This window comes from Paenibacillus sp. LX16, from assembly GCF_036252815.1.
Lineage (GTDB): Bacteria > Bacillota > Bacilli > Paenibacillales > Paenibacillaceae > Paenibacillus > Paenibacillus polymyxa_B.
Genome location: NZ_CP141152.1, coordinates 395,628 through 420,787 on the forward strand (window position 1 = coordinate 395,628; position 25,160 = coordinate 420,787).

Annotated in this window: 15 protein-coding genes, 21 tRNA genes and 4 rRNA genes; 37 read left to right on the top strand and 3 right to left on the bottom strand. The window is 48.8% G+C overall.

What is annotated here, in order from left to right; translation table 11 throughout:
* Positions 1-287: 287 nt before the first annotated feature.
* From T3H97_RS01705 to T3H97_RS01870, 34 genes are all read left to right on the top strand, one after another.
* The gene (locus T3H97_RS01705; protein WP_013308403.1) at positions 288-854 is read left to right on the top strand and encodes a DUF420 domain-containing protein; all 567 of its coding nucleotides are present in this window, start codon (positions 288-290) and stop codon (positions 852-854) included.
* A 183-nt stretch (positions 855-1,037) separates the two neighbouring features.
* Positions 1,038-2,312, top strand: coding sequence for an ABC transporter substrate-binding protein (locus T3H97_RS01710; RefSeq protein WP_250242244.1), 1,275 nt, complete (start codon positions 1,038-1,040; stop codon positions 2,310-2,312).
* A 62-nt stretch (positions 2,313-2,374) separates the two neighbouring features.
* Positions 2,375-3,256: a carbohydrate ABC transporter permease gene (locus T3H97_RS01715; protein WP_071639225.1), complete on the top strand. Its 882-nt coding sequence runs from the start codon at positions 2,375-2,377 to the stop codon at positions 3,254-3,256.
* Positions 3,256-4,146, top strand: coding sequence for a carbohydrate ABC transporter permease (locus T3H97_RS01720; protein WP_190298465.1), 891 nt, complete (start codon positions 3,256-3,258; stop codon positions 4,144-4,146). The genes T3H97_RS01715 and T3H97_RS01720 overlap by 1 nt, the downstream gene beginning before the upstream one ends.
* Before the next feature lie 50 nt (positions 4,147-4,196).
* Entirely contained in the window at positions 4,197-6,023 is a 1,827-nt protein-coding gene (locus tag T3H97_RS01725; RefSeq protein WP_328801517.1) for a protein O-GlcNAcase, read from the top strand.
* Between the two features lie 100 nt (positions 6,024-6,123).
* On the top strand, positions 6,124-7,662 hold the full coding sequence (locus tag T3H97_RS01730; protein ID WP_328801518.1) for a DUF4127 family protein: 1,539 nt from the start codon (positions 6,124-6,126) through the stop codon (positions 7,660-7,662).
* 5 nt (positions 7,663-7,667) lie between these two features.
* The gene (locus tag T3H97_RS01735) at positions 7,668-8,387 is read left to right on the top strand and encodes an N-acetylmannosamine-6-phosphate 2-epimerase (RefSeq protein WP_134904129.1); all 720 of its coding nucleotides are present in this window, start codon (positions 7,668-7,670) and stop codon (positions 8,385-8,387) included.
* Complete coding sequence (locus tag T3H97_RS01740; RefSeq protein ID WP_134904128.1) at positions 8,365-9,204, top strand: MurR/RpiR family transcriptional regulator; 840 nt, start codon at positions 8,365-8,367, stop codon at positions 9,202-9,204. Before T3H97_RS01735 ends, T3H97_RS01740 begins: the two co-directional genes overlap by 23 nt.
* Positions 9,205-9,333: 129 nt before the next feature.
* Positions 9,334-10,296, top strand: a complete 963-nt coding sequence (locus T3H97_RS01745; RefSeq protein ID WP_328801519.1) for an ROK family protein — start codon at positions 9,334-9,336, stop codon at positions 10,294-10,296.
* Positions 10,297-10,321: 25 nt separating this feature from the next.
* Positions 10,322-11,932, top strand: a complete 1,611-nt coding sequence (locus tag T3H97_RS01750; RefSeq protein ID WP_328801520.1) for an FAD-dependent oxidoreductase — start codon at positions 10,322-10,324, stop codon at positions 11,930-11,932.
* 393 nt (positions 11,933-12,325) lie between these two features.
* Positions 12,326-13,881, top strand: a 16S ribosomal RNA gene (locus tag T3H97_RS01755).
* A gap of 287 nt (positions 13,882-14,168) precedes the next feature.
* Positions 14,169-17,096, top strand: a 23S ribosomal RNA gene (locus T3H97_RS01760).
* A 151-nt stretch (positions 17,097-17,247) separates the two neighbouring features.
* A 5S ribosomal RNA gene (rrf, locus tag T3H97_RS01765) occupies positions 17,248-17,364 on the top strand.
* The 16S, 23S and 5S rRNA genes sit together here with 21 tRNA genes alongside, the layout of an rRNA operon.
* A 36-nt stretch (positions 17,365-17,400) precedes the next feature.
* Positions 17,401-17,477: transfer RNA gene (locus T3H97_RS01770), tRNA-Ile, on the top strand.
* A gap of 22 nt (positions 17,478-17,499) precedes the next feature.
* A tRNA-Ala gene (locus T3H97_RS01775) sits at positions 17,500-17,575 on the top strand.
* A 4-nt stretch (positions 17,576-17,579) separates the two neighbouring features.
* Positions 17,580-17,655: transfer RNA gene (locus T3H97_RS01780), tRNA-Asn, on the top strand.
* 35 nt (positions 17,656-17,690) lie between these two features.
* Positions 17,691-17,764 (top strand) — tRNA-Met (locus T3H97_RS01785).
* A 3-nt stretch (positions 17,765-17,767) separates the two neighbouring features.
* A tRNA-Ser gene (locus tag T3H97_RS01790) sits at positions 17,768-17,859 on the top strand.
* 32 nt (positions 17,860-17,891) lie between these two features.
* Positions 17,892-17,963: transfer RNA gene (locus tag T3H97_RS01795), tRNA-Glu, on the top strand.
* A 6-nt stretch (positions 17,964-17,969) separates the two neighbouring features.
* Positions 17,970-18,045: transfer RNA gene (locus T3H97_RS01800), tRNA-Val, on the top strand.
* A 30-nt stretch (positions 18,046-18,075) separates the two neighbouring features.
* Positions 18,076-18,149 (top strand) — tRNA-Met (locus tag T3H97_RS01805).
* A 25-nt stretch (positions 18,150-18,174) separates the two neighbouring features.
* Positions 18,175-18,251: transfer RNA gene (locus tag T3H97_RS01810), tRNA-Asp, on the top strand.
* Positions 18,252-18,316: 65 nt separating this feature from the next.
* Positions 18,317-18,389 (top strand) — tRNA-Phe (locus T3H97_RS01815).
* A 26-nt stretch (positions 18,390-18,415) separates the two neighbouring features.
* Positions 18,416-18,491 (top strand) — tRNA-Thr (locus tag T3H97_RS01820).
* A 4-nt stretch (positions 18,492-18,495) separates the two neighbouring features.
* A tRNA-Tyr gene (locus tag T3H97_RS01825) sits at positions 18,496-18,581 on the top strand.
* 19 nt (positions 18,582-18,600) lie between these two features.
* A tRNA-His gene (locus T3H97_RS01830) sits at positions 18,601-18,673 on the top strand.
* A 17-nt stretch (positions 18,674-18,690) separates the two neighbouring features.
* Positions 18,691-18,765: transfer RNA gene (locus T3H97_RS01835), tRNA-Gln, on the top strand.
* A 4-nt stretch (positions 18,766-18,769) separates the two neighbouring features.
* Positions 18,770-18,845, top strand: a tRNA-Lys gene (locus T3H97_RS01840).
* Between the two features lie 14 nt (positions 18,846-18,859).
* Positions 18,860-18,947 (top strand) — tRNA-Leu (locus T3H97_RS01845).
* Between the two features lie 6 nt (positions 18,948-18,953).
* Positions 18,954-19,028, top strand: a tRNA-Gly gene (locus T3H97_RS01850).
* Between the two features lie 10 nt (positions 19,029-19,038).
* Positions 19,039-19,109 (top strand) — tRNA-Cys (locus T3H97_RS01855).
* A 26-nt stretch (positions 19,110-19,135) separates the two neighbouring features.
* A tRNA-Arg gene (locus T3H97_RS01860) sits at positions 19,136-19,212 on the top strand.
* Between the two features lie 23 nt (positions 19,213-19,235).
* A tRNA-Pro gene (locus T3H97_RS01865) sits at positions 19,236-19,309 on the top strand.
* Positions 19,310-19,318: 9 nt separating this feature from the next.
* Positions 19,319-19,389 (top strand) — tRNA-Gly (locus T3H97_RS01870).
* 203 nt (positions 19,390-19,592) lie between these two features.
* Here T3H97_RS01870 and T3H97_RS01875 read toward each other — a convergent pair.
* From T3H97_RS01875 to T3H97_RS01885, 3 genes are all read right to left on the bottom strand, one after another.
* The gene (locus T3H97_RS01875) at positions 19,593-20,696 is read right to left on the bottom strand and encodes a PAS domain-containing sensor histidine kinase (RefSeq protein WP_328801521.1); all 1,104 of its coding nucleotides are present in this window, start codon (positions 20,694-20,696) and stop codon (positions 19,593-19,595) included.
* Positions 20,689-21,342 (bottom strand): response regulator, encoded by a 654-nt coding sequence (locus T3H97_RS01880; protein WP_016818376.1) that lies wholly within the window; start codon positions 21,340-21,342, stop codon positions 20,689-20,691. Before T3H97_RS01880 ends, T3H97_RS01875 begins: the two co-directional genes overlap by 8 nt.
* A 143-nt stretch (positions 21,343-21,485) precedes the next feature.
* On the bottom strand, positions 21,486-21,935 hold the full coding sequence (locus tag T3H97_RS01885; protein ID WP_250242330.1) for a GAF domain-containing protein: 450 nt from the start codon (positions 21,933-21,935) through the stop codon (positions 21,486-21,488).
* Positions 21,936-22,234: 299 nt separating this feature from the next.
* Here T3H97_RS01885 and T3H97_RS01890 point away from each other — a divergent pair, with 299 nt between their 5' ends.
* The 3 genes from T3H97_RS01890 (at position 22,235) to T3H97_RS01900 (ending at position 25,107) form a co-directional block, all read left to right on the top strand.
* Positions 22,235-22,975, top strand: a complete 741-nt coding sequence (locus tag T3H97_RS01890; protein WP_025718906.1) for a Crp/Fnr family transcriptional regulator — start codon at positions 22,235-22,237, stop codon at positions 22,973-22,975.
* 228 nt (positions 22,976-23,203) lie between these two features.
* Positions 23,204-23,329 (top strand): hypothetical protein, encoded by a 126-nt coding sequence (locus T3H97_RS01895; RefSeq protein WP_328801522.1) that lies wholly within the window; start codon positions 23,204-23,206, stop codon positions 23,327-23,329.
* Positions 23,330-23,551: 222 nt separating this feature from the next.
* Positions 23,552-25,107, top strand: a 16S ribosomal RNA gene (locus T3H97_RS01900).
* The last annotated feature ends 53 nt before the right edge of the window (positions 25,108-25,160 follow it).

Genomic DNA, 25,160 nt, shown 5'->3' on the forward strand with positions numbered 1-25,160 from the left:
GAATCGTCAAGGCTGCTTAATTGCATAACCGACACAACACCGGAGCGGGTAATCAGACCTTCCCGGTGTTTTTTTGTGTGCATAAAGCTTGTAAAATCAATGCATTCTACCGTTGATATAGGGAAGTAAAGAGCTATCCTCAAATGTTGAAGCACATTTCCTGCCGGATGGCTGTGAAATTGTTCATACTGTTGTCACTTCACAGGCTGTCTATGAGTTCTATATAATATATTATGGTTATGACCGCAGAAATAACGAAAACCTGAATTTAAACGAAGGAGACGCTCATGATGAATAAAGCGAGTGAGGACAAGCAGTACGTTCCAACGAGCAATCGTAATTTTACAGCCTTGATTATCACCGTTTCCATTATAGCCAACGTGATTATTTTGCTGCTGTTCTTTTCGCCGATCGGATACCAGGGGAGTGTTAGTTTTGATCTCACTATTTTCCCAAGGCTGAATGCGATTTTTAACAGCTTCACATTTATTTTTCTGGTGGCTGCATTGGTTGCTATTTTCAAAAAGAACATTAAGCTTCATAAAACCTTTGTTTTGCTGGCCTTCGCCAGTACTGTTTTATTTTTATTTTCCTACCTGACCTTTCACTACATTTCGCCGGAAACTGCAAAATATGGTGGGGTAGGTATCCTTCGGCCGATTTACTTTACGTTGTTGATTTCGCATAGCATACTGGCTGCGATTATTGTACCGCTGGCCCTGTTCACGGTTGTATGGGGATGGACGATGCAGGTAGCAAAACATCGTAAGATTGCGCGCTGGACGATGCCGATTTGGCTATATGTGAGCTTGACCGGGGTACTGGTGTACGTTTTCATGGCCCCATACTATTAATAAATGTGAACCCTTTGCGGGTTGATTTAGGGAAATGGCGTCTCTGCTGAAGAGACGTCTTTTTTGTATCCAATAAAAGAAAAATTATTCCTTCTAAATTTATTTTATTGAAAAAATGTTCCTTCTATAACGGTATTTCTGCTATAATTTACCTTAATCAACTAAGAACAAGGGGGTCAACATGTGACAAAGAAAGCGAAAGGCAGGTTACGGTTGCTTGTATCTATGCTAGCGCTGGTTGTACTGCTGAGCAGCTGCGGTGGTGGAGGATCAAAGTCGGAAAAGGTTGACGGAGGGAAAGTAACACTGCAATTTTGGACCATTGCACTACAACCTACATTTACCCCGTATTTCAATCGGGTGATTGCCGATTATGAGCAGAAGAACCCCAATGTCAAAATTGACTGGAAGGATTACCCTTACGACGCAGTAACCAACAAACTGTTGACGAGTATCGCTAGCAACAGCAGTCCGGATGTAGTGAATCTCAATACAGAATTTGCTAGCCAAATGGGCTCCAAGGGTGCTGTTGTTGATATGAATGAGCATTTGTCGCCCGAAGAAAAGGCTGCATATTTCGAGGGTATTTATAATTCTACAGTTATTAACGGTAAAGCTTATGCGCTACCCTGGTATACCGGTACAGAAGTGCTTTACATGAATACAAAGCTGGTCAAAGCTGCCGGATTGGACCCTGCTCATCCACCCAAAACCCGGGAGGAATTGTCTGAGTGGGGCCGTCAGATCAATAGAAAAATCGGCAAAGCAGGCTATGCTCAGCAGCTTGTATCCAAGCTTTTCGCTGTTGACGGCATTCCCATTCTAAATAAAGAAAAGACAGCAGCGGCGTTCAACACACCAGAAGCAGTCACCATGATTGATAATCTAAAAAAACAGATGGAAGATGGCGTTGTACTCAAGGAAGACGCTGAATTCTCACAACAAGTGAAATATTATGCCGGCGAGCAGGTTGCTTTCGAGCTGGCAGGCCCAACGTTCATCAATTTTATCAAAACAGCAGCGCCGGATGTTTATAAGAACACAATTGCTGTCCCTGTCCCAACCGGCAAAGCCGATGTGCGGCTCTCCAATTCCATGGACCTGGTCGTACCTGCTAAGTCTGCACATGTGGACGAAGCAGTGAAATTTGCTGTTTTCTTGACAAACGCAGAAAGTCAAACAGCTTTTTCTAAAGCAGCAAATACACTACCTTCCACGAAAGACTCCATTAAAGATCCATATTTTACTCAGTCTGACAAATCATTAGAAGCACAAGCCAAGGTAGTATCCGCGCAAAGCTTGGATAAGGCGACAGATTATATGGTCGGTGTGCCTAATGCCAAAGATGTGAACAGTGCCATCGCACGAGCTTTGCAAAATATTCTTTTGAACGGAACAGATACGAAGCAGACGCTTACTGCCCTGGAGCAGGAAGTGAACGATATTTTAAAGCAATAGGTTTGACAGGGGAGTAAGTGATACTCCCCTGTTCATTTATCAAAATCAGGTGGTGATGCAGCATGATCAAATGGTTGAGGTCGGAGTCCTTTACGGCCTGGGCCTTTATGACGCCGGGACTGTTATTGCTTGCCGTCTTTGTATTTTGGCCTATTATTTATAGCATTCCGCTGGCATTGACGGACTACTCTGTCATATCAGATACCCATTTTGTTGGCTTGGATAATTTTGAAGCGGCGTTTAAGGACCGTAACTTTCTTATTTCGATTTGGAACTCATTGTTGTACGTGCTCATTGTCCCCTTTCTTCAAATTTTCTCCATCTTGATGGCTGTGCTTGTGAATAGCCGTATCCCGGGAATTAAAATATTTCGTACGACCTACTACATCCCTGTTGTGACTTCGATGGTAGCGGTAGCCTTAATTTGGAGCTGGCTGTTGGGCAATAACAGCGTAGTGAACTACTTGCTCATGCAGGTCGGCTTGATTAGCAAAGACATACACTGGTTATCGGACAGCAACTTGGCCTTGTATGTACTAATGTTCATCACAATGTGGAAGGGACTCGGGTATTATATGATGCTCTATCTGGCTGGATTACAAAATATTCCCCAAGATCTGTACGAAGCCGCTAGAGTCGACGGAGCAAGCCGATGGCGTCTGATTGTCCATATTACTCTTCCACTGCTGAGACCCTACGTTCTGTTCTGTACCCTTATATCGCTCATGTCAGCTATTCGCGTATTTGATGAAGTATATGTACTAACCAAGGGTGGACCGGGAACGGCCACGTTGACATCCAGCTTGTATATTTTTCAAAAGGGCATGGAGCAGTTTAATTTTGGATATGCTTCCGCGCTTGGCTTAATTGTCGGTGCAATGATTGCCGTACTTAGTATTATCGTATTCCGATTCAATAGGAAAGGCGGTGTCAATCCCTATTGATGAATTTAAAGGATGACAAAATGCTACGCTCATCTCTTCCTAAAAAGGAAAGCAGCCGCATCATGCGCAGTCTTGCTCGAATGCTGAGAATGACGGTCATCTACGTGCTTCTAGTGCTACTCGCCCTCTTTTTAATGGGGCCGTTCCTATGGCTGCTCAGCGTATCCCTCATGCCAGGTCGCAACATTTTTTCAACGCCACCCGCTATTTTTCCGACCTTTATTGATTTCGACAACTATGTTCAGGTGTGGCAGTTCATGAATTTTCCAAAATATATGCTGAATACGGTCATTATTACGGTGTTGGGCGTTGTGCTCAATGTGATGCTCGCCAGTCTGACAGGATATCCCTTGGCTGTGTTTCGTTTTAAGGGTAAAAATCTAGTGTTTACGCTGCTGATTGCCACGATGATTATTCCTTCCTATACCGCATTTATTGTGCATTATCTGACCATTCAAGGGCTTCATCTGGGCAATACATATTTGGGTGTGGTGTTGCCCGGCGCAGTCTCCGTGTTCAACATTTTTCTAATGCGACAGACGTTTATTCATATTCCCACCGATGTGCGTGATTCAGGTAAAATGGACGGCGCTTCGGAGTTCCGAATTTGGTGGCAGCTGGTGCTTCCACTGGTCAAGCCAGCGCTCGCTGTAATTTCTCTGTTGGAGGCGATGTCGTTCTGGAACAGCTTTCTGTGGCCTATCGTTATTTTGAACGATACGGAGCTATATCCGCTGGCAGCTGCGCTCACGTATCTCAACGGTCAATTTGCCTATAACTTCGGCTGGATTGCTGCAGGCACAATGATTTCGGTACTGCCGATTATTATATTGTTCCTGTTTACACAGCGCTACTATATGGAAGGTCTGTCGGGAGCGGTAAAAGGATAAGCCAGTAGTCACGGCTACGAAGAGCCTGTGAAGGGAAGGAGACGATTGCGATGGAATTGTTCAAAGGAATGGGGCCTCATTCGGGTGCGGGGCTAACACCGCAGGAGATTCAGTATTATTTTCGTGATGTGTATGACAGCGGGGAAAGGCTGGTTATCTCCGAACCGCGCCTGATCTGTGAACTGTCCTCTCGCTTTGCAATGAATCAGGAATACGAAGGTGTGCTGAACCCCGAGGGACCGATCAAGCTCATTGTACCTCCAGGACCGGGTGTACCGACTGAAACACGGGGAAGCGTGCAGTTGGTGCTCGAATATGACGGAACGCTTGCTGCAGATGGGTATCGGTTGGACATTCAGAAGGACGGGCGGATTGAAATCCATGCTTCCAATAAAAGAGGGCTCAAATACGGCATGGATGCCCTGCATCTCCTGCTTCAAGTGGAACAGGAGCGATGTACTTTGCCGGTGATGTCTATTCGGGATGAGCCTTCATTCCCGGTCAGAGGAATTATTGAGGGCTTTTACGGGAAACCGTGGAGTTTCGCGGATCGGCTGGATGCCGTTCGGTTTATGGCCGCGCATCGGATGAACACGTTCATGTATGCCCCCAAGGATGATCCATATCATCGTGAGCTATGGAGAGAGCCGTACCCTGAGGATACGTTTGCCCAGATTTGCGAATTAAAGGAAGCCTGCGAACGGCATGAGGTTGATTTTCATTACTGTATCAGTCCAGGGAACGACCTGAGCTTTGGCAGCGATGAAGATTTCCTCAAATTGACGGAAAAGCTGGCGGCCGTGATTGCGATTGGCGTACGTCATTTTTCTGTATTAATGGATGACATTGACTATGTACTCAAGGGGGAAAATCGACATTTGCTGGGCCGCTCGGGTCACGCTCATGTCTTTTTGACGAACAAGGTTCATACATGGTTGGCTGAACGGCTGCCTGAGTTTACGCTGACGGTATGTCCTTCGGAATATTGGTCGTATTGGGATACCGAATACAAAAAGGATTTCCGTGAGCGGCTGCATCCGGAGATTAAGGTGTTCTGGACGGGGTACTTTGTTTTTGCTCCACAGATTAGTCGCGAGCACGCCACCAATAACCATGCATTCTTTGGCCATGAGCTGTGGTTGTGGGATAACATCCCGGTGAATGATTGTGACCATGATCGGTTATTCCTCGATCCGCTGCGCGGACGATATTCTGGGTTGCCAGACTGCGGACATACCGGTATGGTGGCCAACCCGATGAATCAGTGGGAATGCTCCAAAGTGACGCTCATTACGATGTCCCACTTTATGTGGAACAGTGAACGGTATATGCCTGAGCTATCATGGGAATGGGCTGCGCGGGAGTTGGCGGGAGAGCGTGCGGATGAACTGATGTTTTTCTGTCGTCAAAACAGGAACAGCCGACTAGGCGGCAACACGTATGAGGACGTGGACCTTGCTTTGAAAATGCGCGATATCCCTGCGCTGGATATATACTTCGAGCGGCTGCTTCAGGCGGTGAGCGTCCTACGGAATGTGCCTGCCGATGATCTAGCCGCAGGGTTCGTGTCCCAGGCTGCACCGTGGCTGGAACGTGCCGAGCTGGATGCGGGCCTGTGGCAGGTGTTGCGTCAAGCCGCGCTCAGCAGCGAGCGACAGGACGATGCACAGTCGGGGGAGAGCAGCACGTCGAGCGAAGCAGTTGAAGGCCCAGAGGCGTTGCCTCTGACGGACGAAATCGCAGGAGAACTGCGACGCGGTATCACTGCTTGCTTAGAAGCGGAGGCTCGGCTGGGTAGCAATCCGGCGATCCGAGCTGCCGCGCAGTGGGGTTATGTGGATCAGGATGAACAAGGCAAATATCGGCTGATCTTGTAAGTGTCTGCGATGGATTAAGAAACCAAGGCAGCATAGCTGCCCTGAAAATAATCATTTGCCGTTAGGATAACGGTAATTTTCAGGAGAGGTGGAATGTACGGTGAAGTCAAACACCCGATTACTTTTTATACCGCTGGATGAGCGGCCCTGTAATTATCAATTTCCTTATTTACTGGCACAAGGCACAGACTTGGAAATGGAGCGGCCCCCATTAGAATGGATGGGACAAAAGAAAACCCCTGGCGATACGACCAGACTATGGGCATGGGTCGAAGAACGCGCAGCAGCAGCTGATGGAGCCATTGTTGCGATGGATACGATGCTGTACGGAGGAATCGTACCTTCTCGACTACACGGTATGTCGAGCGAGCAGGTCAGAGATAGAGTGAATCGGCTTCGCAGGCTAAAGCAACAATATCCGCAACTGACTCTGTATGCATTTCAACTGATTATGCGTTGTCCGCAATACTCTTTGGCTGATGAAGAACCGGATTACTATGCCGATTGGGGTCGTGAGATATTCCGAAAGGGCTTCATTGAGCATCGTCAGGAGCTGGGGATCGCTACCGCAGAAGAGTTGCTTGAATTAGTTGATATTAACGAGCGTTTGCCAATGGAAATACTGGATGATTACTTGGGGCGTCGCCATGTGAATTTGGAGGCCAATGAAGTTGCACTGGATCTCGTAGCAGAAGGTATCATTGATTTTATGATCATCCCACAGGATGATTCGGCTCCCTACGGCTACACCGCCAAGGATCAGCAGCGGCTAAGAAGTCGTATTTCTGAGCTTGGGCTGGATTTTAATGTATACATGTACCCGGGGGCAGATGAAGTGGGTTGTACGTTGCTGGCTCGATGGGTTAACAAGATGAATAATGTAGTCCCACTGGTGTATCCTCGATTGTCTGCTTTGCAGGGGGCATTTGTAGTTCCGCTTTTTGAAGATCGCTATTTTTACGAAACCCTAAAATATCAGATTATGGCGGCAGGTGGGCTGATCGCTTCCTCAGCAACGGAGGCTGATTTGATTTTGTTGGCTAACACACCCGGTGACACGATGGCAGAAGCTTCATCCCAGCAGCGTGCAATGACCGGATATGATGTACATCGGAATGTAGTGGAGCTGGTTGAGTACGGTTCTTATATGCTGCAATATGCAGGTCAAAATGTTGCAGTTGCTGATGTGGGCTACGCCAACGGCGCAGATCTCAAGCTACTTAGACTATTGAAGCAAAAAGGACTGCTCTTTAAGCTGGCGGGTTATGCAGGCTGGAATACCAGTTCTAACACGCTGGGCACCGTCATTGCCCAGTCTATGCTGTATACCCACTATGGCTCTACGGGGGAACATTTGGATTTTCTGTCGCTGCGCTACGCCGAGGATGCCTGTTATTGCGCTGTGGTACGTACGGCTATGAATAACGGGATTGTGGAGCAGATGGGTTTTACCAAGTTTATGCTCGATGGACCGAGAGGCTCGGTAGCTGCGGTTATTCGCGGACGGCTGGAGCAGGCGCTCAATGAATATGTGAACGGGCCGGAAGGCCGCGTGGAAATTACAGATTGCTACATGCCGTGGAACCGCACCTTTGAAGTCGGATTAACCGTACGGCATCATGCCGAGAAGAGAGGGTGATTCCTATGGGAATGGAAGGTGTGTTATCCAAAGTTCAGCACGGACTGATCGTATCCTGTCAGGCGCTACCAGGCGAACCGTTGCATGGAGCAGATTCTATGGTCAAAATGGCGCTTGCCGCACAGCAGGGTGGTGCTGTAGCGATTCGCGCCAATGGCGCATCGGATGTACGTGCGATTAAACAGGCGATTTCTCTACCGGTCATTGGCTTGATTAAGCGGGATTATGATGATTCTGATATTTACATTACGCCTACCCTTCGTGAGATGGAGGAACTGGTGGAGGCAGGCGCGGATATCATTGCGCTGGATGCCACATTACGACCGCGCCCAGCGGGATGCAAGCTGAAGAGGCTCATAGATTATGCCCATGAGCAGAGAGTCACTTCCATGGCAGACATATCGACACTGGAGGAGGCGCTTCATGCGGCCTCCCTTGGCGCAGACTGCGTATCCACCACATTATCCGGGTATACGCCGTACTCGACTCAGATTGAGGGCCCTGATTTGGAGTTGGTTCGGAGAGCGTCGGAACTGGTTCCCGTTCCTTTAATTGCAGAGGGCAAAATCTATGATCCAGCGCAGGTTGAGGAAGCATTCCGAATGGGAGCACATGCAGTGGTCGTAGGCTCGGCGATTACCAGACCCCAATTGATTACGCAGCGGTTTGCCGATGCCGCAAGGAAGGCAGTGAAATGCATCTATGGAGATGAACGACCGAATTAACACGTATTATCCTTCATTAACGAAATCGGAGCAGAAAGTCGCCCTGTGCGTACTGGAGCATCCCGCAGACATCATATATTTCTCCGTGACAGAGCTGGCGGATTTTGCAGGTACAGGTGAAACGACCGTCATGCGCTTTTGCCGGAAGATTGGTTTCAAAGGTTATCAGGATTTTCGACTGTCCCTGGCGCAAAGCCAGACTTATCGTAAAACCGATATGGGCGAGGAGAACATCGACCCAGATGACGAACAAGATATTACGCGTACGGTGTATCACAATATGCTCGATATTTTGCACTCCAGTATGGGGCTGCTGGACCATTCAGAGCTTGGTCGTGCGATTGCGTGTCTCGATCAAGCGGGTTATGTCCAATTTTTCGGCGTAGGTGCTTCGGGGATTTCCGCGCAGGATGCTAAAAATCGTTTCTTACGGATCGGGCGCCGCGCCGAGGCTGTGGCAGACGGACATATTCAGTCGATGATGGCGGTGTCTATGAGCCCGGGCGATGTCGCTATCGGCATCAGTGTATCAGGAAGTACGTTGGATACGAACGATATGCTGCACAAAGCCAAGCAAAACGGTGCAACTGTTATCGCAATTACGAATTATGCGAAATCACCCATTACCTCCATTGCAGATATCGTGTTGCTGACCGCAGGCAAGGAAGCGCCGATAGAAGGTGGTTCAATCGGCGCTAAAATCTCACAACTATTCGTGATTGACCTCATTTGCGAAGGGCTTGCTCGCAAGCACACGAATCACACCAAACAGATGAAGGAAAAAACAGCGAGGGCCGTTATTGAACGAAGCTATTGAGGTTTTTTAGTTGTGAATTGAAAACTGTGCGCTCTGACAGTTCAATGACTTATGTTTGTGCTGCTTATGAATGGCTATTTCATGTATTGCTATTAATAGAAGGTTTGTACAAAGAGCTAGTAAGCTTTTATGTGGGGCAACAAGGAGGTTGGTGTGGTGGCAGCTGCTGTGAACAGAGTCATTGGGATCGATATTGGGGGCACATCGGTGAAGGCCGCCATAGTGGGACGGGATGGATCGGTGCTCGATGAAATCCGGTTGGATACGGACGCTTCCCGTGGACGTGAATGGGTGTTGTCGCAGGTGTCAGAATCTGTGCTCGGACTGTTGCGTTCTTTTGGGGATACCAGCATCGGTGCCCATATAGATATAGGCGCTCTAGGCATTGCTACTGCTGGCAGAGTAAATGTGGAGAGTGGTGTCGTTGTGTATGCCACAGATAATCTACCTGGCTGGCAAGGTACATCCTTAGTAACGTGGGCTAAAGAAAAGCTGGCTTTACGAGCGGTTGCTGATAATGATGCGAACGCCGCTTTACTTGGAGAAGCGTGGCAGGGAGCGGGGAAGGGCAAGCGGCGCTTGGTGATGCTCACGTTGGGAACAGGTGTCGGAGGTGCATATATGGAAAATGGCCTCTTGTGCAGAGGGGCTCATTGGAGCGGCGGTGATTGGGGGCACAGTATTCTATTCCCCGGAGGACACCCCTGTAATTGCGGAAAAAAAGGGTGCACCGAGCAATATGTATCGGGGAGCGCCCTGCTACGTCGAGGTAGGGAACACGTCGGTAAATTGTACTGCTCGGGAAACGAGATTGTGAAAGAGGCCGCTCACGGTAACCAGGAAGCAATCCAGGTGCTGGATGATTACACCGCAGATTTAGCTGTGCTTCTGGCTAACATCTCAGTGACTCTTGATCCTGAGGGGATCATTGTAGGCGGAGGAGTAGCGGACACGGGAGAGGTCTGGTGGCCCATGCTGGAAAAGCATCTGCACCAATTTGGAGTTCAAACGGAAGTAAGTCGAGCATTGTTGGGCAATCGCGCTGGAATCATCGGCGCTGCACGGCTTGCCTTCGAAATGACCGAGTCCTAGTACAAGAATGAAAGGGGAACGAACCATGACGCAAAAACGGCTAGATACCGACATTGTTGTGATTGGCGGAGGTCTGGGGGGGACATCGGCAGCTCTTGCGGCGGCGAAGGCTGGCATGAGAGTCATCGTGACAGAGGAGACGGACTGGTTAGGGGGGCAGTTAACTTCACAGGCAGTTCCCCCAGATGAGCATCGATGGATCGAACAATTTGGTTGCACAGCAACATACCGTGAGTTCCGTAATCGTGTACGTGACTATTACCGTCAGAACTATCCGTTAACCGAAGAAGCTCGAAATAATCCCATTCTCAACCCTGGGAACGGTTGGGTAAGCCGTCTGGCCCATGAACCACGGGTAGCTCTGCGGGTGCTTGAAGATATGCTCGCTCCCTATTTAAATACGGGGCGCGTTCATGTATACTATCACACCGTGCCTATTGCCGTTCAGACGGATGGGGACTGTATTACTTCTGTAACTGTCCGTACCTCGAATAGCGCTGATCATAAGTGTGGATTTAGAGTGCTGCACGGAACGTTTTATCTGGATGCGACAGAGTGTGGTGATCTCCTTCCGATGGCGGGCGTGGAGCATACGAGTGGAGCGGAGTCACGGGCTGCTACGGGTGAACCTCACGCACTAGAGTGTGCTAACCCTTTTGATATGCAATCTATCACACATGTGGCTGCCGTAGACTATATTCCCCAGGAAAGCTTCATTATAGAGCGGCCGCAACAATATGATTTCTGGAGAAATTATATTCCGTCCTTTTCCCGTTTTCCGATTTTGAGCTGGTTTGCTACTGACGCGGATGATACCAGTAAACTAAAACAGTTCACATTGTTTCCTAACGATCAGGGCATTGTATCCTTATGGGATTATCGTCGTATTGTAGATCCCTCGATATGGAGCAAACCGCTAAATGATGGTGAGGTAACTCTTTTAAACTGGGCGCAAAATGATTATTACCTAGGGCCATTGATCGGTGTCACTGCTCAGGAGCAGGCAAAACATCGAGAAGGAGCACGTGAGTTGACTCGTTCATTAATATATTGGCTTCAAACCGAAGCGCCCCGGTTAGATGGAGGGTTCGGCTATCCGGGAATTCGACCACGGGGTGATATTCTCGGCACATCTGACGGTCTGGCTAAAACGGCTTATATTCGCGAGTCACGCCGAATTCAGGCCAAGTATATGATATCTGAGTTTGATGTAAGTCGTGAGCTTCGGGTAGAAGAGGGACCCAAGCGATATATAGACAGTGTAGGTGTAGGTAGCTATCATTTGGATCTTCATCCAACTACGGTATCTCAGAGAACATTCTACATCCCTAACTATCCCTATGAAATTCCATTGGGATCACTTATTCCGGTGAGAGTGCGCAATTTACTTCCTGCCTGCAAAAATATAGGGATGACCCAAATAGCCAATGGCTGCTATCGATTGCATCCTACAGAATGGAATATAGGAGAATCAGCGGGAAGCCTAGCGGCTTACTGTGTCTCCAACGAAGTATATCCCATTGAAGTGAGCCGATCAGCAGAGCATCTTGGATGTTTTCAAAATGTTCTTCTTCGGCAAGGTGTGGAACTGCACTGGCCTGCAGAGGTATTCGAGCCAGAGGGAGTCATCAGCTAATGAAGGGGCAACTAGCCCCTTGACTGATTTAAATGAGCTGGAAGATGAACGGATTTATTCTAAAACAAAAAAACAAAAAAAAGTGCTTGCTAAGTTGCTTGGCTTTATGATATATTATTTGAGCTGACAACAAAACAGCAGTTTCAAAAGCGAAAAGCTTGGGTGAAATGATCTTCAAAAAAAGAAAAAAATAACCCTTGCATTTTTGAAACGAACATGATATGATCTTATAGCTGCTGAAAAACGCAGCGAAAGAGAAATGTTTGATCTTTGAAAACTGAACAACGAGTGAGTAAAACGATTTTGTTCGCAAAATCAAACAAGAGATATTTTTATCTCGTCAGTTTCAAAATGAGCTTATCGCTCTTTCTATAAACCAGCTTCGGTTGGTCTTTAATGGAGAGTTTGATCCTGGCTCAGGACGAACGCTGGCGGCGTGCCTAATACATGCAAGTCGAGCGGGATTGTTTAGAAGCTTGCTTCTAAACAATCTAGCGGCGGACGGGTGAGTAACACGTAGGCAACCTGCCCACAAGACAGGGATAACTACCGGAAACGGTAGCTAATACCCGATACATCCTTTTACTGCATGGGAGAAGGAGGAAAGACGGAGCAATCTGTCACTTGTGGATGGGCCTGCGGCGCATTAGCTAGTTGGTGGGGTAAAGGCCTACCAAGGCGACGATGCGTAGCCGACCTGAGAGGGTGATCGGCCACACTGGGACTGAGACACGGCCCAGACTCCTACGGGAGGCAGCAGTAGGGAATCTTCCGCAATGGGCGAAAGCCTGACGGAGCAACGCCGCGTGAGTGATGAAGGTTTTCGGATCGTAAAGCTCTGTTGCCAGGGAAGAACGTCTTGTAGAGTAACTGCTACAAGAGTGACGGTACCTGAGAAGAAAGCCCCGGCTAACTACGTGCCAGCAGCCGCGGTAATACGTAGGGGGCAAGCGTTGTCCGGAATTATTGGGCGTAAAGCGCGCGCAGGCGGCTCTTTAAGTCTGGTGTTTAATCCCGAGGCTCAACTTCGGGTCGCACTGGAAACTGGGGAGCTTGAGTGCAGAAGAGGAGAGTGGAATTCCACGTGTAGCGGTGAAATGCGTAGAGATGTGGAGGAACACCAGTGGCGAAGGCGACTCTCTGGGCTGTAACTGACGCTGAGGCGCGAAAGCGTGGGGAGCAAACAGGATTAGATACCCTGGTAGTCCACGCCGTAAACGATGAATGCTAGGTGTTAGGGGTTTCGATACCCTTGGTGCCGAAGTTAACACATTAAGCATTCCGCCTGGGGAGTACGGTCGCAAGACTGAAACTCAAAGGAATTGACGGGGACCCGCACAAGCAGTGGAGTATGTGGTTTAATTCGAAGCAACGCGAAGAACCTTACCAGGTCTTGACATCCCTCTGACCGGTCTAGAGATAGACCTTTCCTTCGGGACAGAGGAGACAGGTGGTGCATGGTTGTCGTCAGCTCGTGTCGTGAGATGTTGGGTTAAGTCCCGCAACGAGCGCAACCCTTATGCTTAGTTGCCAGCAGGTCAAGCTGGGCACTCTAAGCAGACTGCCGGTGACAAACCGGAGGAAGGTGGGGATGACGTCAAATCATCATGCCCCTTATGACCTGGGCTACACACGTACTACAATGGCCGGTACAACGGGAAGCGAAATCGCGAGGTGGAGCCAATCCTAGAAAAGCCGGTCTCAGTTCGGATTGTAGGCTGCAACTCGCCTACATGAAGTCGGAATTGCTAGTAATCGCGGATCAGCATGCCGCGGTGAATACGTTCCCGGGTCTTGTACACACCGCCCGTCACACCACGAGAGTTTACAACACCCGAAGTCGGTGGGGTAACCCGCAAGGGAGCCAGCCGCCGAAGGTGGGGTAGATGATTGGGGTGAAGTCGTAACAAGGTAGCCGTATCGGAAGGTGCGGCTGGATCACCTCCTTTCTATGGAGAATCGTTTCCTGCAACGGAAACATTCAAATATGAAGCGTAAGCTTCAAAAACTACTCACTCGTTGCTCAGTTTTGAGAGTTCAAACTCTCAAAAAAAAGCTGGTTATTTACAGCTTTGCACCTTGAAAACTGGATACCGAAACGAAATTGCGTTTTAGAATATTCCTTTAAGCTGATCTTGTGTAAACAAGTGAAATAAAGGTAGCAGCCTTGAATTTCATTCACATGTAAGTGTTGGACCGAAATTCAAAGCAAATCGTATTTACGATGTAAATATTAGGTTAAGCTACAAAGAGCACACGGAGGATGCCTAGGCGCCAGGAGCCGACGAAGGACGTGGCGAACAACGATAAAGCCTCGGGGAGCTGTAAGCAAGCTTTGATCCGGGGATGTCCGAATGGGGAAACCCGGCTGTCTTCATCGACAGTCACTTTCTGCTGAATACATAGGCAGAATAGAGGCAGACCAGGGGAACTGAAACATCTAAGTACCCTGAGGAAGAGAAAACAATAGTGATTCCGTCAGTAGCGGCGAGCGAACGCGGATTAGCCCAAACCAAGGAGCTTGCTCCTTGGGGTTGTGGGACGTCTCACATGGAGTTACAAAGGAACCGGTTAGATGAAGAGGTCTGGAAAGGCCCGCCAGAGAAGGTAAAAGCCCTGTAGTTCAAAACTTGTTCTCTCCGAGACGGATCCCGAGTAGTGCGGGGCACGTGAAACCCCGTATGAATCCGGCAGGACCATCTGCCAAGGCTAAATACTCCCTGGCGACCGATAGTGAAGCAGTACCGTGAGGGAAAGGTGAAAAGCACCCCGGAAGGGGAGTGAAATAGATCCTGAAACCGTGTGCTTACAAGAAGTCAGAGCCCGATCTATGGGTGATGGCGTGCCTTTTGTAGAATGAACCGGCGAGTTACGTTCCCGTGCAAGGTTAAGGTGAAGAGCTGAAGCCGCAGCGAAAGCGAGTCTGAATAGGGCGAATGAGTACGTGGACGTAGACCCGAAACCGGGTGATCTACCCCTGTCCAGGGTGAAGGTGCGGTAACACGCACTGGAGGCCCGAACCCACGCATGTTGAAAAATGCGGGGATGAGGTGGGGGTAGCGGAGAAATTCCAATCGAACCCGGAGATAGCTGGTTCTCCCCGAAATAGCTTTAGGGCTAGCCTCGGAAAAAAGAATCGTGGAGGTAGAGCACTGATTGGGTGCGGGGCCCGCAAGGGTTACCAAGCTCAGTCAAACTCCGAATGCCATAGATTTAGTTCCGGGAGTCAGACAGTGAGTGCTAAGATCCATTGTCGAAAGGGAAACAGCCCAGACCATCAGCTAAGGTCCCCAAGTGTGTGTTAAGTGGGAAAGGATGTGGAGTTGCACAGACAACCAGGATGTTGGCTTAGAAGCAGCCACCATTGAAAGAGTGCGTAATAGCTCACTGGTCGAGTGACTCTGCGCCGAAAATGTAACGGGGCTAAACACACCACCGAAGCTATGGCTTGATGCTTGCATCAGGGGTAGGGGAGCGTTGAATGCGGGTTGAAGGTGTACCGTAAGGAGCGCTGGACTGCATTCAAGTGAGAATGCCGGTATGAGTAACGAAAAGATCTGTGAGAATCAGATCCGCCGAAAGCCTAAGGGTTCCTGAGGAAGGTTCGTCCGCTCAGGGTAAGTCGGGACCTAAGGCGAGGCCGATAGGCGTAGTCGAAGGACAACAGGTCGAAATTCCTGTACCACCGTAATCCGTTATGAGCAATGGGGTGACGCAGTAGGGTAGTGACGCGGACTGATGGATGTCCGTCTAAGCAGTGAGGCTGATGTGTAGGCAAATCCGCACATCGTTAAGGCTGGGCTGTGATGGGGAGCGAAAATTATAGTAGCGAAGGTCATGATCTCAGACTGCCAAGAAAAGCCTCTAGCCAGGAGAAGGTGCCCGTACCGCAAACCGACACAGGTAGGCGAGAAGAGAATTCTAAGGCGCGCGGAAGAACTCTCGTTAAGGAACTCGGCAAAATGACCCCGTAACTTCGGGAGAAGGGGTGCCTCGGTAGGGTGAATAGCCCGAGGGGGCCGCAGTGAAAAGGCCCAAGCGACTGTTTAGCAAAAACACAGGTCTGTGCGAAGCCGCAAGGCGAAGTATACGGGCTGACGCCTGCCCGGTGCTGGAAGGTTAAGGGGAGTGGTAAGCCCTTCGGGGCGAAGCTATGAACCGAAGCCCCAGTAAACGGCGGCCGTAACTATAACGGTCCTAAGGTAGCGAAATTCCTTGTCAGGTAAATTCTGACCCGCACGAATGGCGTAACGACTTGGGCGCTGTCTCAACGAGAGATCCGGTGAAATTTTAATACCTGTGAAGATGCAGGTTACCCGCGACAAGACGGAAAGACCCCATGGAGCTTTACTGCAGCTTGATATTGAATTTGGGTACGATCTGTACAGGATAGGTGGGAGCCGTAGAATCTTGAGCGCCAGCTTGAGAGGAGGCATCCTTGGGATACCACCCTGATCGTATCTAGGTTCTAACTTGGTACCGTAATCCGGTGCGAGGACAGTGTCAGGTGGGCAGTTTGACTGGGGCGGTCGCCTCCTAAAGAGTAACGGAGGCGCCCCAAGGTTCCCTCAGAATGGTTGGAAATCATTCGAAGAGTGCAAAGGCAGAAGGGAGCTTGACTGCGAGACCTACAAGTCGAGCAGGGACGAAAGTCGGGCTTAGTGATCCGGTGGTACCGCATGGAAGGGCCATCGCTCAACGGATAAAAGCTACCCTGGGGATAACAGGCTTATCTCCCCCAAGAGTCCACATCGACGGGGAGGTTTGGCACCTCGATGTCGGCTCATCGCATCCTGGGGCTGAAGTAGGTCCCAAGGGTTGGGCTGTTCGCCCATTAAAGCGGTACGCGAGCTGGGTTCAGAACGTCGTGAGACAGTTCGGTCCCTATCTGTCGTGGGCGTAGGAAATTTGAGAGGAGCTGTCCTTAGTACGAGAGGACCGGGATGGACGTACCGCTGGTGTACCAGTTGTTCCGCCAGGAGCACCGCTGGGTAGCTATGTACGGAAGGGATAAGCGCTGAAAGCATCTAAGCGTGAAGCCCCCCTCAAGATGAGATTTCCCAGTATGTAAGACCCCTTGAAGACGACGAGGTAGATAGGTTGGGGGTGGAAGTGCAGTAATGCATGGAGCTGACCAATACTAATCGGTCGAGGGCTTATCCTAAAATAAAACGTAAATGAGTTTCGGATCCAGTTTTCAGGGTGTAACCTTGAAGGTATGTACAAGTGACATACAACAAGCGCATGGCTATTCATTCACACGATAAGTGATGAACCGAATAACCGTACGGAAGAATTTGCATAGCAAATTCATGTTTGGTGGCGATAGCGGAGGGGTTCCACACGTACCCATCCCGAACACGACCGTTAAGCCCTCCAGCGCCGATGGTACTTGGACCGCAGGGTCCTGGGAGAGTAGGACGTCGCCAAGCGATATCCTTTAGAGGATGATAAAGATTTACATGTTAGGGCCTTTAGCTCAGCTGGTTAGAGCGCACCCCTGATAAGGGTGAGGTCGGTGGTTCGAGTCCACTAAGGCCCACCACTTCTAGAATAACAAAAAGATTGGGGCCATAGCTCAGCTGGGAGAGCGCCTGCCTTGCACGCAGGAGGTCAGCGGTTCGATCCCGCTTGGCTCCACCAATATTCCCTGATAGCTCAGTTGGTAGAGCACTCGACTGTTAATCGAGTTGTCACAGGTTCGAGTCCTGTTCGGGGAGCCATATTTTGAATATTTCTGACTTTTATATATTAAGGTGGCGGCGTAGCTCAGCTGGCTAGAGCGTACGGTTCATACCCGTGAGGTCGGGGGTTCGATCCCCTCTGCCGCTACTCGGAGAGATACCCAAGTGGCTATAAGGGGACCCTCTGCTAAGGGGTTAGACTGCGAAAGTGGTGCGAGGGTTCGAATCCCTCTCTCTCCGCCATCAATTTATTGAGACCAGGACTTATTTTGCAAGGCCCGTTGGTCAAGGGGTTAAGACACCTCCCTTTCACGGAGGTAACAGGGGTTCGAATCCCCTACGGGTCATAATATGGAGGCTTAGCTCAGCTGGGAGAGCATCTGCCTTACAAGCAGAGGGTCGGGGGTTCGATCCCCTCAGCCTCCACCATAAGAAAATTTGAGAAATGCTTTTTAATGTCGCGGGGTGGAGCAGTTCGGTAGCTCGTCGGGCTCATAACCCGAAGGTCGTAGGTTCAAATCCTGCCCCCGCAATTAATTTCCTATTGGAAATGCCTCTGGAACTGTGGTGTAGAGGCCTAACATGCCTGCCTGTCACGCAGGAGATCGCGGGTTCGAATCCCGTCAGTTCCGCCATTTTAACTCCATATATAATTGGCATATATAGTGCGGTTATATGATGTAGTAATAAAATAAAATATGGCTCGGTAGCTCAGTCGGTAGAGCAGAGGACTGAAAATCCTCGTGTCGGCGGTTCGATTCCGTCCCGAGCCACCTTTCAAGTGGGAAATGAGTAATGTGCCGGTGTAGCTCAACTGGTAGAGCAACTGACTTGTAATCAGTAGGTTGGGGGTTCAAGTCCTCTCGCCGGCACCATTTTGGAGGATTAGCGAAGTGGCCAAACGCATCAGACTGTAAATCTGCTCCCTTACGGGTTCGGTGGTTCGAATCCATCATCCTCCACCAGTCTTTTCATAATCATATGGCGGTCGTGGCGAAGTGGTTAACGCACCGGACTGTGACTCCGGCATTCGTGGGTTCAAGCCCCATCGGCCGCCCTTTATTCTTAATCTATTGGGGATTAGCCAAGCGGTAAGGCAACGGACTTTGACTCCGTCATGCATAGGTTCAAATCCTATATCCCCAGCCATTAAGAGCCATTAGCTCAGTTGGTAGAGCACCTGACTTTTAATCAGGGTGTCGAAGGTTCGAGTCCTTCATGGCTCACCATTTATAATTATTTTGCGGTCGTGGCGGAATTGGCAGACGCGCACGGTTCAGGTCCGTGTGGGCTAACCCCCCGTGGAGGTTCGAGTCCTCTCGACCGCACCATATTTTGCGGACGTGGCTCAGCGGTAGAGCATCGCCTTGCCAAGGCGAGGGTCGCGGGTTCGATTCCCGTCGTCCGCTCCATTATCCATACGGCGCCATAGCCAAGTGGTAAGGCAAAGCTCTGCAAAAGCTTCATCCCCAGTTCAAATCTGGGTGGCGCCTTGACTACTCATTATGGAATTTAATATGCGCCCTTAGCTCAGCTGGATAGAGCGTTTGACTACGAATCAAAAGGCCGGGAGTTCGAATCTCTCAGGGCGCGCCATTTCTTAAAAAAATGTATAATGTCGGGATGTAGCTCAGCTTGGTAGAGCACCTGGTTTGGGACCAGGGGGTCGCATGTTCAAATCGTGTCATCCCGATACTGTTTTGCGGGTGTAGTTCAATGGTAGAACTCCAGCCTTCCAAGCTGGTAGCGTGGGTTCGATTCCCATCACCCGCTTTTTGCTATAGCGGATTCTTGTTGCCTCAGTGGTGACACCTTATAAATAAAGAGAGCCTGTCTGGGGACAGAGCTCTCTCTTTTTTTTGTATTTATCCTCATGTAATCCACAATGTGTTGATTATCCATAATCTTCGGTATCGGTGTATATCGTTCTGATCATACAACTGGTATACACCGATAACCGATCTAGTGGACAGTTTTTACACGGGAATGGTCAGCTGGATGGAGGTTCCCTCATCTGGAGCAGAGCTCATGCTCATAAATCCCCCTACCCCTCTAGCTCGTTCTTCCATACTGAACAATCCAACTCCCTCTCCTTGGGAATTTCCAGAGAATCCAATGCCCTCATCCCGAATGGTCACTTGTATCATTTCATTTTGATCCTCAACGTCGACATATGCCTCCGCTACATCTGCGTATTTGGCTACATTCGTCAATGCCTCCTGTACAATCCGATAAATTGCTATTTCCTTACGAATATCAAGGCGTTTACGTAGAGTGCATTGAAAATGCACCTCAATCCCGTAATGAGAACAGAAGTTTTCGATATAGGTTCTTAAGGCTGGGACGACACCCAAATCATCCAGAACTGAGGGACGGAGTTCCCACGCTAGACCACGAACATCTTTGATGATGTCGGTCACCTGCGAACGAAGACTCTCCAGAGCTGCACTAGGTTGTTCGGCAAGTTGGCTATCTAATTGAATAATAAGTGAAAACAGGCTTTGTCCTATCCCGTCATGCAGCTCTCTTGAAAAACGTTTGCGTTCTTCTTCCTGTATTTGCATGACTTGCGTCATCATAGATTGGAGTTCTGCTTCTACTTTCTTCAGTTTAGTGACTTCATTGCGGATCGCTAAGTACTGATAGGGTTTACCTTCCTCGTCCATAAACGGAACGATCGTAGTATTCACCCAGTAGTAGCTGTTATCTTTAGCACGATTACGTATTTCTCCTTGCCATACCTCACCTGAACGGATCGTAGTCCACAGGTTTTTCATGAAGGCAGAGGTATGATAGCCTGAATTAATAAGACGATGATCCTGACCGATCAGCTCTTCACGACTGTATTGCGAAATCTCACAGAACTTGTCGTTTACGTACTGAATAGTACCTCGATGATCGGTCAAAGCAACGATGGAAGACGTATCTAGAGCAAATTTCAGATTGGATAGTTGGTGGAGTGAGTTACGCAGCGCATGAAGAAAAGGGGATTCTGGTATATAAATTTCCAGATCATTCAGCAGTTTATCGGTTGATTCACCAAAGGCATGCTGCAGTAAAGGGTTAGAAGGTTCATTCATAATGGAGCAGCCCCTTTTTTAGTGCGAATTTGACTAGCTCAGGTCGTGTTTTCAAGTTAAGCTTCTCCATAAGATTACTTTTATGGGATTCTACGGTTTTGACGCTAATCACCAGGTGCTCGGCAATTTCCTTGTTGGCATATCCTTTGGCTACCCACGATAGAATCTCTTTTTCCCGCTCAGACAAGGATTCATAGGGTCCGGCTATGCCTTCCTGTTTGATTTTGTCCAGATATTCACTCATCAGTCGTTTGGTTGCATTTGGGTACAAATAGGCACTACCTTCGGCCACAGACTGGATGGCAGCGAGTAACTCCTCATGAGGTGCGCTTTTTAAAATATATCCGGATGCTCCAGCCTGAATGGCTCGGAACAGATATTCTTCATCGTCATGCATCGTTAAAATAAGGACTTCTGTATCGGGCAACTGTTTTTTTAATTCAGTGGTTGCCGTGAGACCATCTTTGCCAGGTGGCATGCTAAAATCCATGAGTACAACATTAGGTTGTAGCTCTACTGCCTTGCGGATCGCCTCATCCCCGTCTGCTGCATCTCCTACGACCTTAATACCATTTTTGCCGTCCAATAGGGCCATGAGGCCAGAACGTACGACAACATGATCATCCACTACTAGTATACGAATCAATTTGTCATCCCCTCGAACGGTAAACAAACCGTGCGTTTTGTCATAATCATAGCAAATTTTAGGGATTTCAATCAACAAAGATAGTTAGGGACAGCCATATCAAGTATTTTATGAGTTTTATTATCTACAGTAACATTGTTGATCTATGGAGTGAGAGGGTAAGCACATAGTTGGCTAAGGCGTTGAGCGACTTGAGTGGCCTCGGCTACATCAGACTCTGTGAAAGTCCTCACATCACGATTACCAATAAGCAGCACACCGTTAGGCAGATCCCCTGTACTGGAAAAGGGAATAGCAACAGCAGAGTGAAGCTGCTCGGCCAGCATTAGTGCACACTCCTGACGCAGACGTATACTACCTGATAGCAGAGCACTTACAGTCACGGTACGTCCCAAGCGAACAGCCATCCCGGCAATACCATGGCCAATCTTAAAAGAAATAAGGCGATAGCGATTGCTTCGGCTGCCAGAGGCGTAATACCAATGCAACTTACCACCCGACTTGGACATAAATGCAAGGGCAGTGAGATCACCATAAATAGTATCTCTCAACTGGTTCAGTTCTTTTCGCATTTCATCCGTTATTTGTAGCATAGAAGACACATCCTTTTTCATAACCAAACTATATCTCTAATTCATTGTAGTTCCGACAGTTACAAAAGTAGATCAGGGAACCCCCTGATCTATAGGCTCGGGAAACACTGACTTTTCATTTGGTTGGGTAAGGAGTAGGGAAAAGGCCGATAAATGGGGCGTTAGCTCACTTTAGAAGTGATATTTATCACAGTAAATCAGGGAGTAGGAAGGTATAAAATCAGGTGTTCTCCCGATAACAACCCAGGCATTAAAACATTATGATATAGATATCAGGTAAACACGAGGAGGACGCTAACATGCAAGCCACTTGTATGGAACGGTTTGGGGACGAAGCGGAACGCACGGGAATTCAGATTTATTTGACAGAAGAACATTTTGATCTGCTAAAAGATATTATGTCCTGGAAGAAGGTAAAAGCAGGCGTTATGCTTTTCCGAGAGGGCGATGATGCAGAGCAGCTTTATTATATACATTCAGGTCATGTTAAACTTCGTAAATCGACAGAAGATGGTAAAGAACTGATACTGACCATTCAGCATCAAGGCGACTTAATTGGGGAATTTAGCGGGATAGATGGAGAAGAGTATAGTTGCACTGCAGAAACAGCCGATGTGTGTGAGTTAGGCGTCGTGCTTGTTAAGGATCTGGAGTCGCTCTTGTCCAAAAATGGGGAAATGGCACTTCAGTTCATCCAGTGGATGGCGATGAAGCAACGCATTATGCAATCCCGTTTTCGGGACTTACTGTTGTATGGTAAAACTGGAGCGTTAGCGTCTACATTGATCCGTGCTAGCAATACATGTGGCGTGGCTGTGAAGGATGGCATTTTATTAAATATGAAGCTAAGTCACTCCGAATTAGGTGAGATGATTGGAGCGACGCGAGAGAGCGTGAACCGGATGCTGAGCGCGCTGAAAGAGCAGGGAACCCTAGATACAAGGGATGGAAAGATTGTTATTCACGATCTCAAGGTATTACGTGGCATGTGTTGCTGTCCTTCGTACGGCCAATGTGCTCATGAAATTTGTCGCCTCTAATACATGAATACCATTAGGCGGGGTCCAAGAGACTTCGCCTTGCTGCATGTCTTCTAACAATCTAGCACATGGGGTAACGAACAACATAGATTACAAGAAAAACTAATCAACGTCGTATCGCGGCTAATTACCAATAATGTATTTATATTAAATGGAACTGAACACATGACACTATATGAAACTAGCTGTTTTGAAGTAACATTGGAGCTAATAATGGTTGGCTAAAAGATGGAAGGAATTTTAAGTTTGGAAAAAGGGATTATTTACAAGTTGCTTTCTTTTGCTGAAAATGATATATTATTTGAGCTGACAACAAAACAGCAGTTTCAAAAGCGAAAAGCTTGGGTGAAATGATCTTCAAAAAAAGAAAAAAATAACCCTTGCATTTTTGAAATGAACATGATATGATCTTATAGCTGCTGAAAAACGCAGCGAAAGAGAAATGTTTGATCTTTGAAAACTGAACAACGAGTGAGTAAAACGATTTTGTTCGCAAAATCAAACGAGAGATATTTTTATCTCGTCAGTTTCAACATGAGCTTATCGCTCTTTCTATAAACCAGCTTCGGTTGGTCTTTAATGGAGAGTTTGATCCTGGCTCAGGACGAACGCTGGCGGCGTGCCTAATACATGCAAGTCGAGCGGGGTTGTTTAGAAGCTTGCTTCTAAACAACCTAGCGGCGGACGGGTGAGTAACACGTAGGCAACCTGCCCACAAGACAGGGATAACTACCGGAAACGGTAGCTAATACCCGATACATCCTTTTCCTGCATGGGAGAAGGAGGAAAGACGGAGCAATCTGTCACTTGTGGATGGGCCTGCGGCGCATTAGCTAGTTGGTGGGGTAAAGGCCTACCAAGGCGACGATGCGTAGCCGACCTGAGAGGGTGATCGGCCACACTGGGACTGAGACACGGCCCAGACTCCTACGGGAGGCAGCAGTAGGGAATCTTCCGCAATGGGCGAAAGCCTGACGGAGCAACGCCGCGTGAGTGATGAAGGTTTTCGGATCGTAAAGCTCTGTTGCCAGGGAAGAACGTCTTGTAGAGTAACTGCTACAAGAGTGACGGTACCTGAGAAGAAAGCCCCGGCTAACTACGTGCCAGCAGCCGCGGTAATACGTAGGGGGCAAGCGTTGTCCGGAATTATTGGGCGTAAAGCGCGCGCAGGCGGCTCTTTAAGTCTGGTGTTTAATCCCGAGGCTCAACTTCGGGTCGCACTGGAAACTGGGGAGCTTGAGTGCAGAAGAGGAGAGTGGAATTCCACGTGTAGCGGTGAAATGCGTAGAGATGTGGAGGAACACCAGTGGCGAAGGCGACTCTCTGGGCTGTAACTGACGCTGAGGCGCGAAAGCGTGGGGAGCAAACAGGATTAGATACCCTGGTAGTCCACGCCGTAAACGATGAATGCTAGGTGTTAGGGGTTTCGATACCCTTGGTGCCGAAGTTAACACATTAAGCATTCCGCCTGGGGAGTACGGTCGCAAGACTGAAACTCAAAGGAATTGACGGGGACCCGCACAAGCAGTGGAGTATGTGGTTTAATTCGAAGCAACGCGAAGAACCTTACCAGGTCTTGACATCCCTCTGACCGGTCTAGAGATAGGCCTTTCCTTCGGGACAGAGGAGACAGGTGGTGCATGGTTGTCGTCAGCTCGTGTCGTGAGATGTTGGGTTAAGTCCCGCAACGAGCGCAACCCTTATGCTTAGTTGCCAGCAGGTCAAGCTGGGCACTCTAAGCAGACTGCCGGTGACAAACCGGAGGAAGGTGGGGATGACGTCAAATCATCATGCCCCTTATGACCTGGGCTACACACGTACTACAATGGCCGGTACAACGGGAAGCGAAATCGCGAGGTGGAGCCAATCCTAGAAAAGCCGGTCTCAGTTCGGATTGTAGGCTGCAACTCGCCTACATGAAGTCGGAATTGCTAGTAATCGCGGATCAGCATGCCGCGGTGAATACGTTCCCGGGTCTTGTACACACCGCCCGTCACACCACGAGAGTTTACAACACCCGAAGTCGGTGGGGTAACCCGCAAGGGAGCCAGCCGCCGAAGGTGGGGTAGATGATTGGGGTGAAGTCGTAACAAGGTAGCCGTATCGGAAGGTGCGGCTGGATCACCTCCTTTCTATGGAGAATCGTTTCCTGCAACGGAAACATTCAAATATGAAGCATTAGCTT

Excerpts from the sequence above, each read along its gene's own strand:
- T3H97_RS01705 (WP_013308403.1), top strand. The coding sequence starts at position 288 with ATGATGAATAAAGCGAGTGAGGACAAGCAGTACGTTCCAACGAGCAAT.
- T3H97_RS01715 (WP_071639225.1), top strand. The coding sequence starts at position 2,375 with ATGATCAAATGGTTGAGGTCGGAGTCCTTTACGGCCTGGGCCTTTATG.
- T3H97_RS01720 (WP_190298465.1), top strand. The coding sequence starts at position 3,256 with ATGAATTTAAAGGATGACAAAATGCTACGCTCATCTCTTCCTAAAAAG.
- T3H97_RS01725 (WP_328801517.1), top strand. The coding sequence starts at position 4,197 with ATGGAATTGTTCAAAGGAATGGGGCCTCATTCGGGTGCGGGGCTAACA.
- T3H97_RS01735 (WP_134904129.1), top strand. The coding sequence starts at position 7,668 with ATGGGAATGGAAGGTGTGTTATCCAAAGTTCAGCACGGACTGATCGTA.
- T3H97_RS01740 (WP_134904128.1), top strand. The coding sequence starts at position 8,365 with ATGGAGATGAACGACCGAATTAACACGTATTATCCTTCATTAACGAAA.
- T3H97_RS01745 (WP_328801519.1), top strand. The coding sequence starts at position 9,334 with ATGTGGGGCAACAAGGAGGTTGGTGTGGTGGCAGCTGCTGTGAACAGA.
- T3H97_RS01750 (WP_328801520.1), top strand. The coding sequence starts at position 10,322 with ATGACGCAAAAACGGCTAGATACCGACATTGTTGTGATTGGCGGAGGT.
- T3H97_RS01875 (WP_328801521.1), bottom strand. The coding sequence starts at position 20,696 with ATGAATGAACCTTCTAACCCTTTACTGCAGCATGCCTTTGGTGAATCA.
- T3H97_RS01885 (WP_250242330.1), bottom strand. The coding sequence starts at position 21,935 with ATGCTACAAATAACGGATGAAATGCGAAAAGAACTGAACCAGTTGAGA.
- T3H97_RS01890 (WP_025718906.1), top strand. The coding sequence starts at position 22,235 with ATGCAAGCCACTTGTATGGAACGGTTTGGGGACGAAGCGGAACGCACG.
- T3H97_RS01895 (WP_328801522.1), top strand. The coding sequence starts at position 23,204 with ATGGAAGGAATTTTAAGTTTGGAAAAAGGGATTATTTACAAGTTGCTT.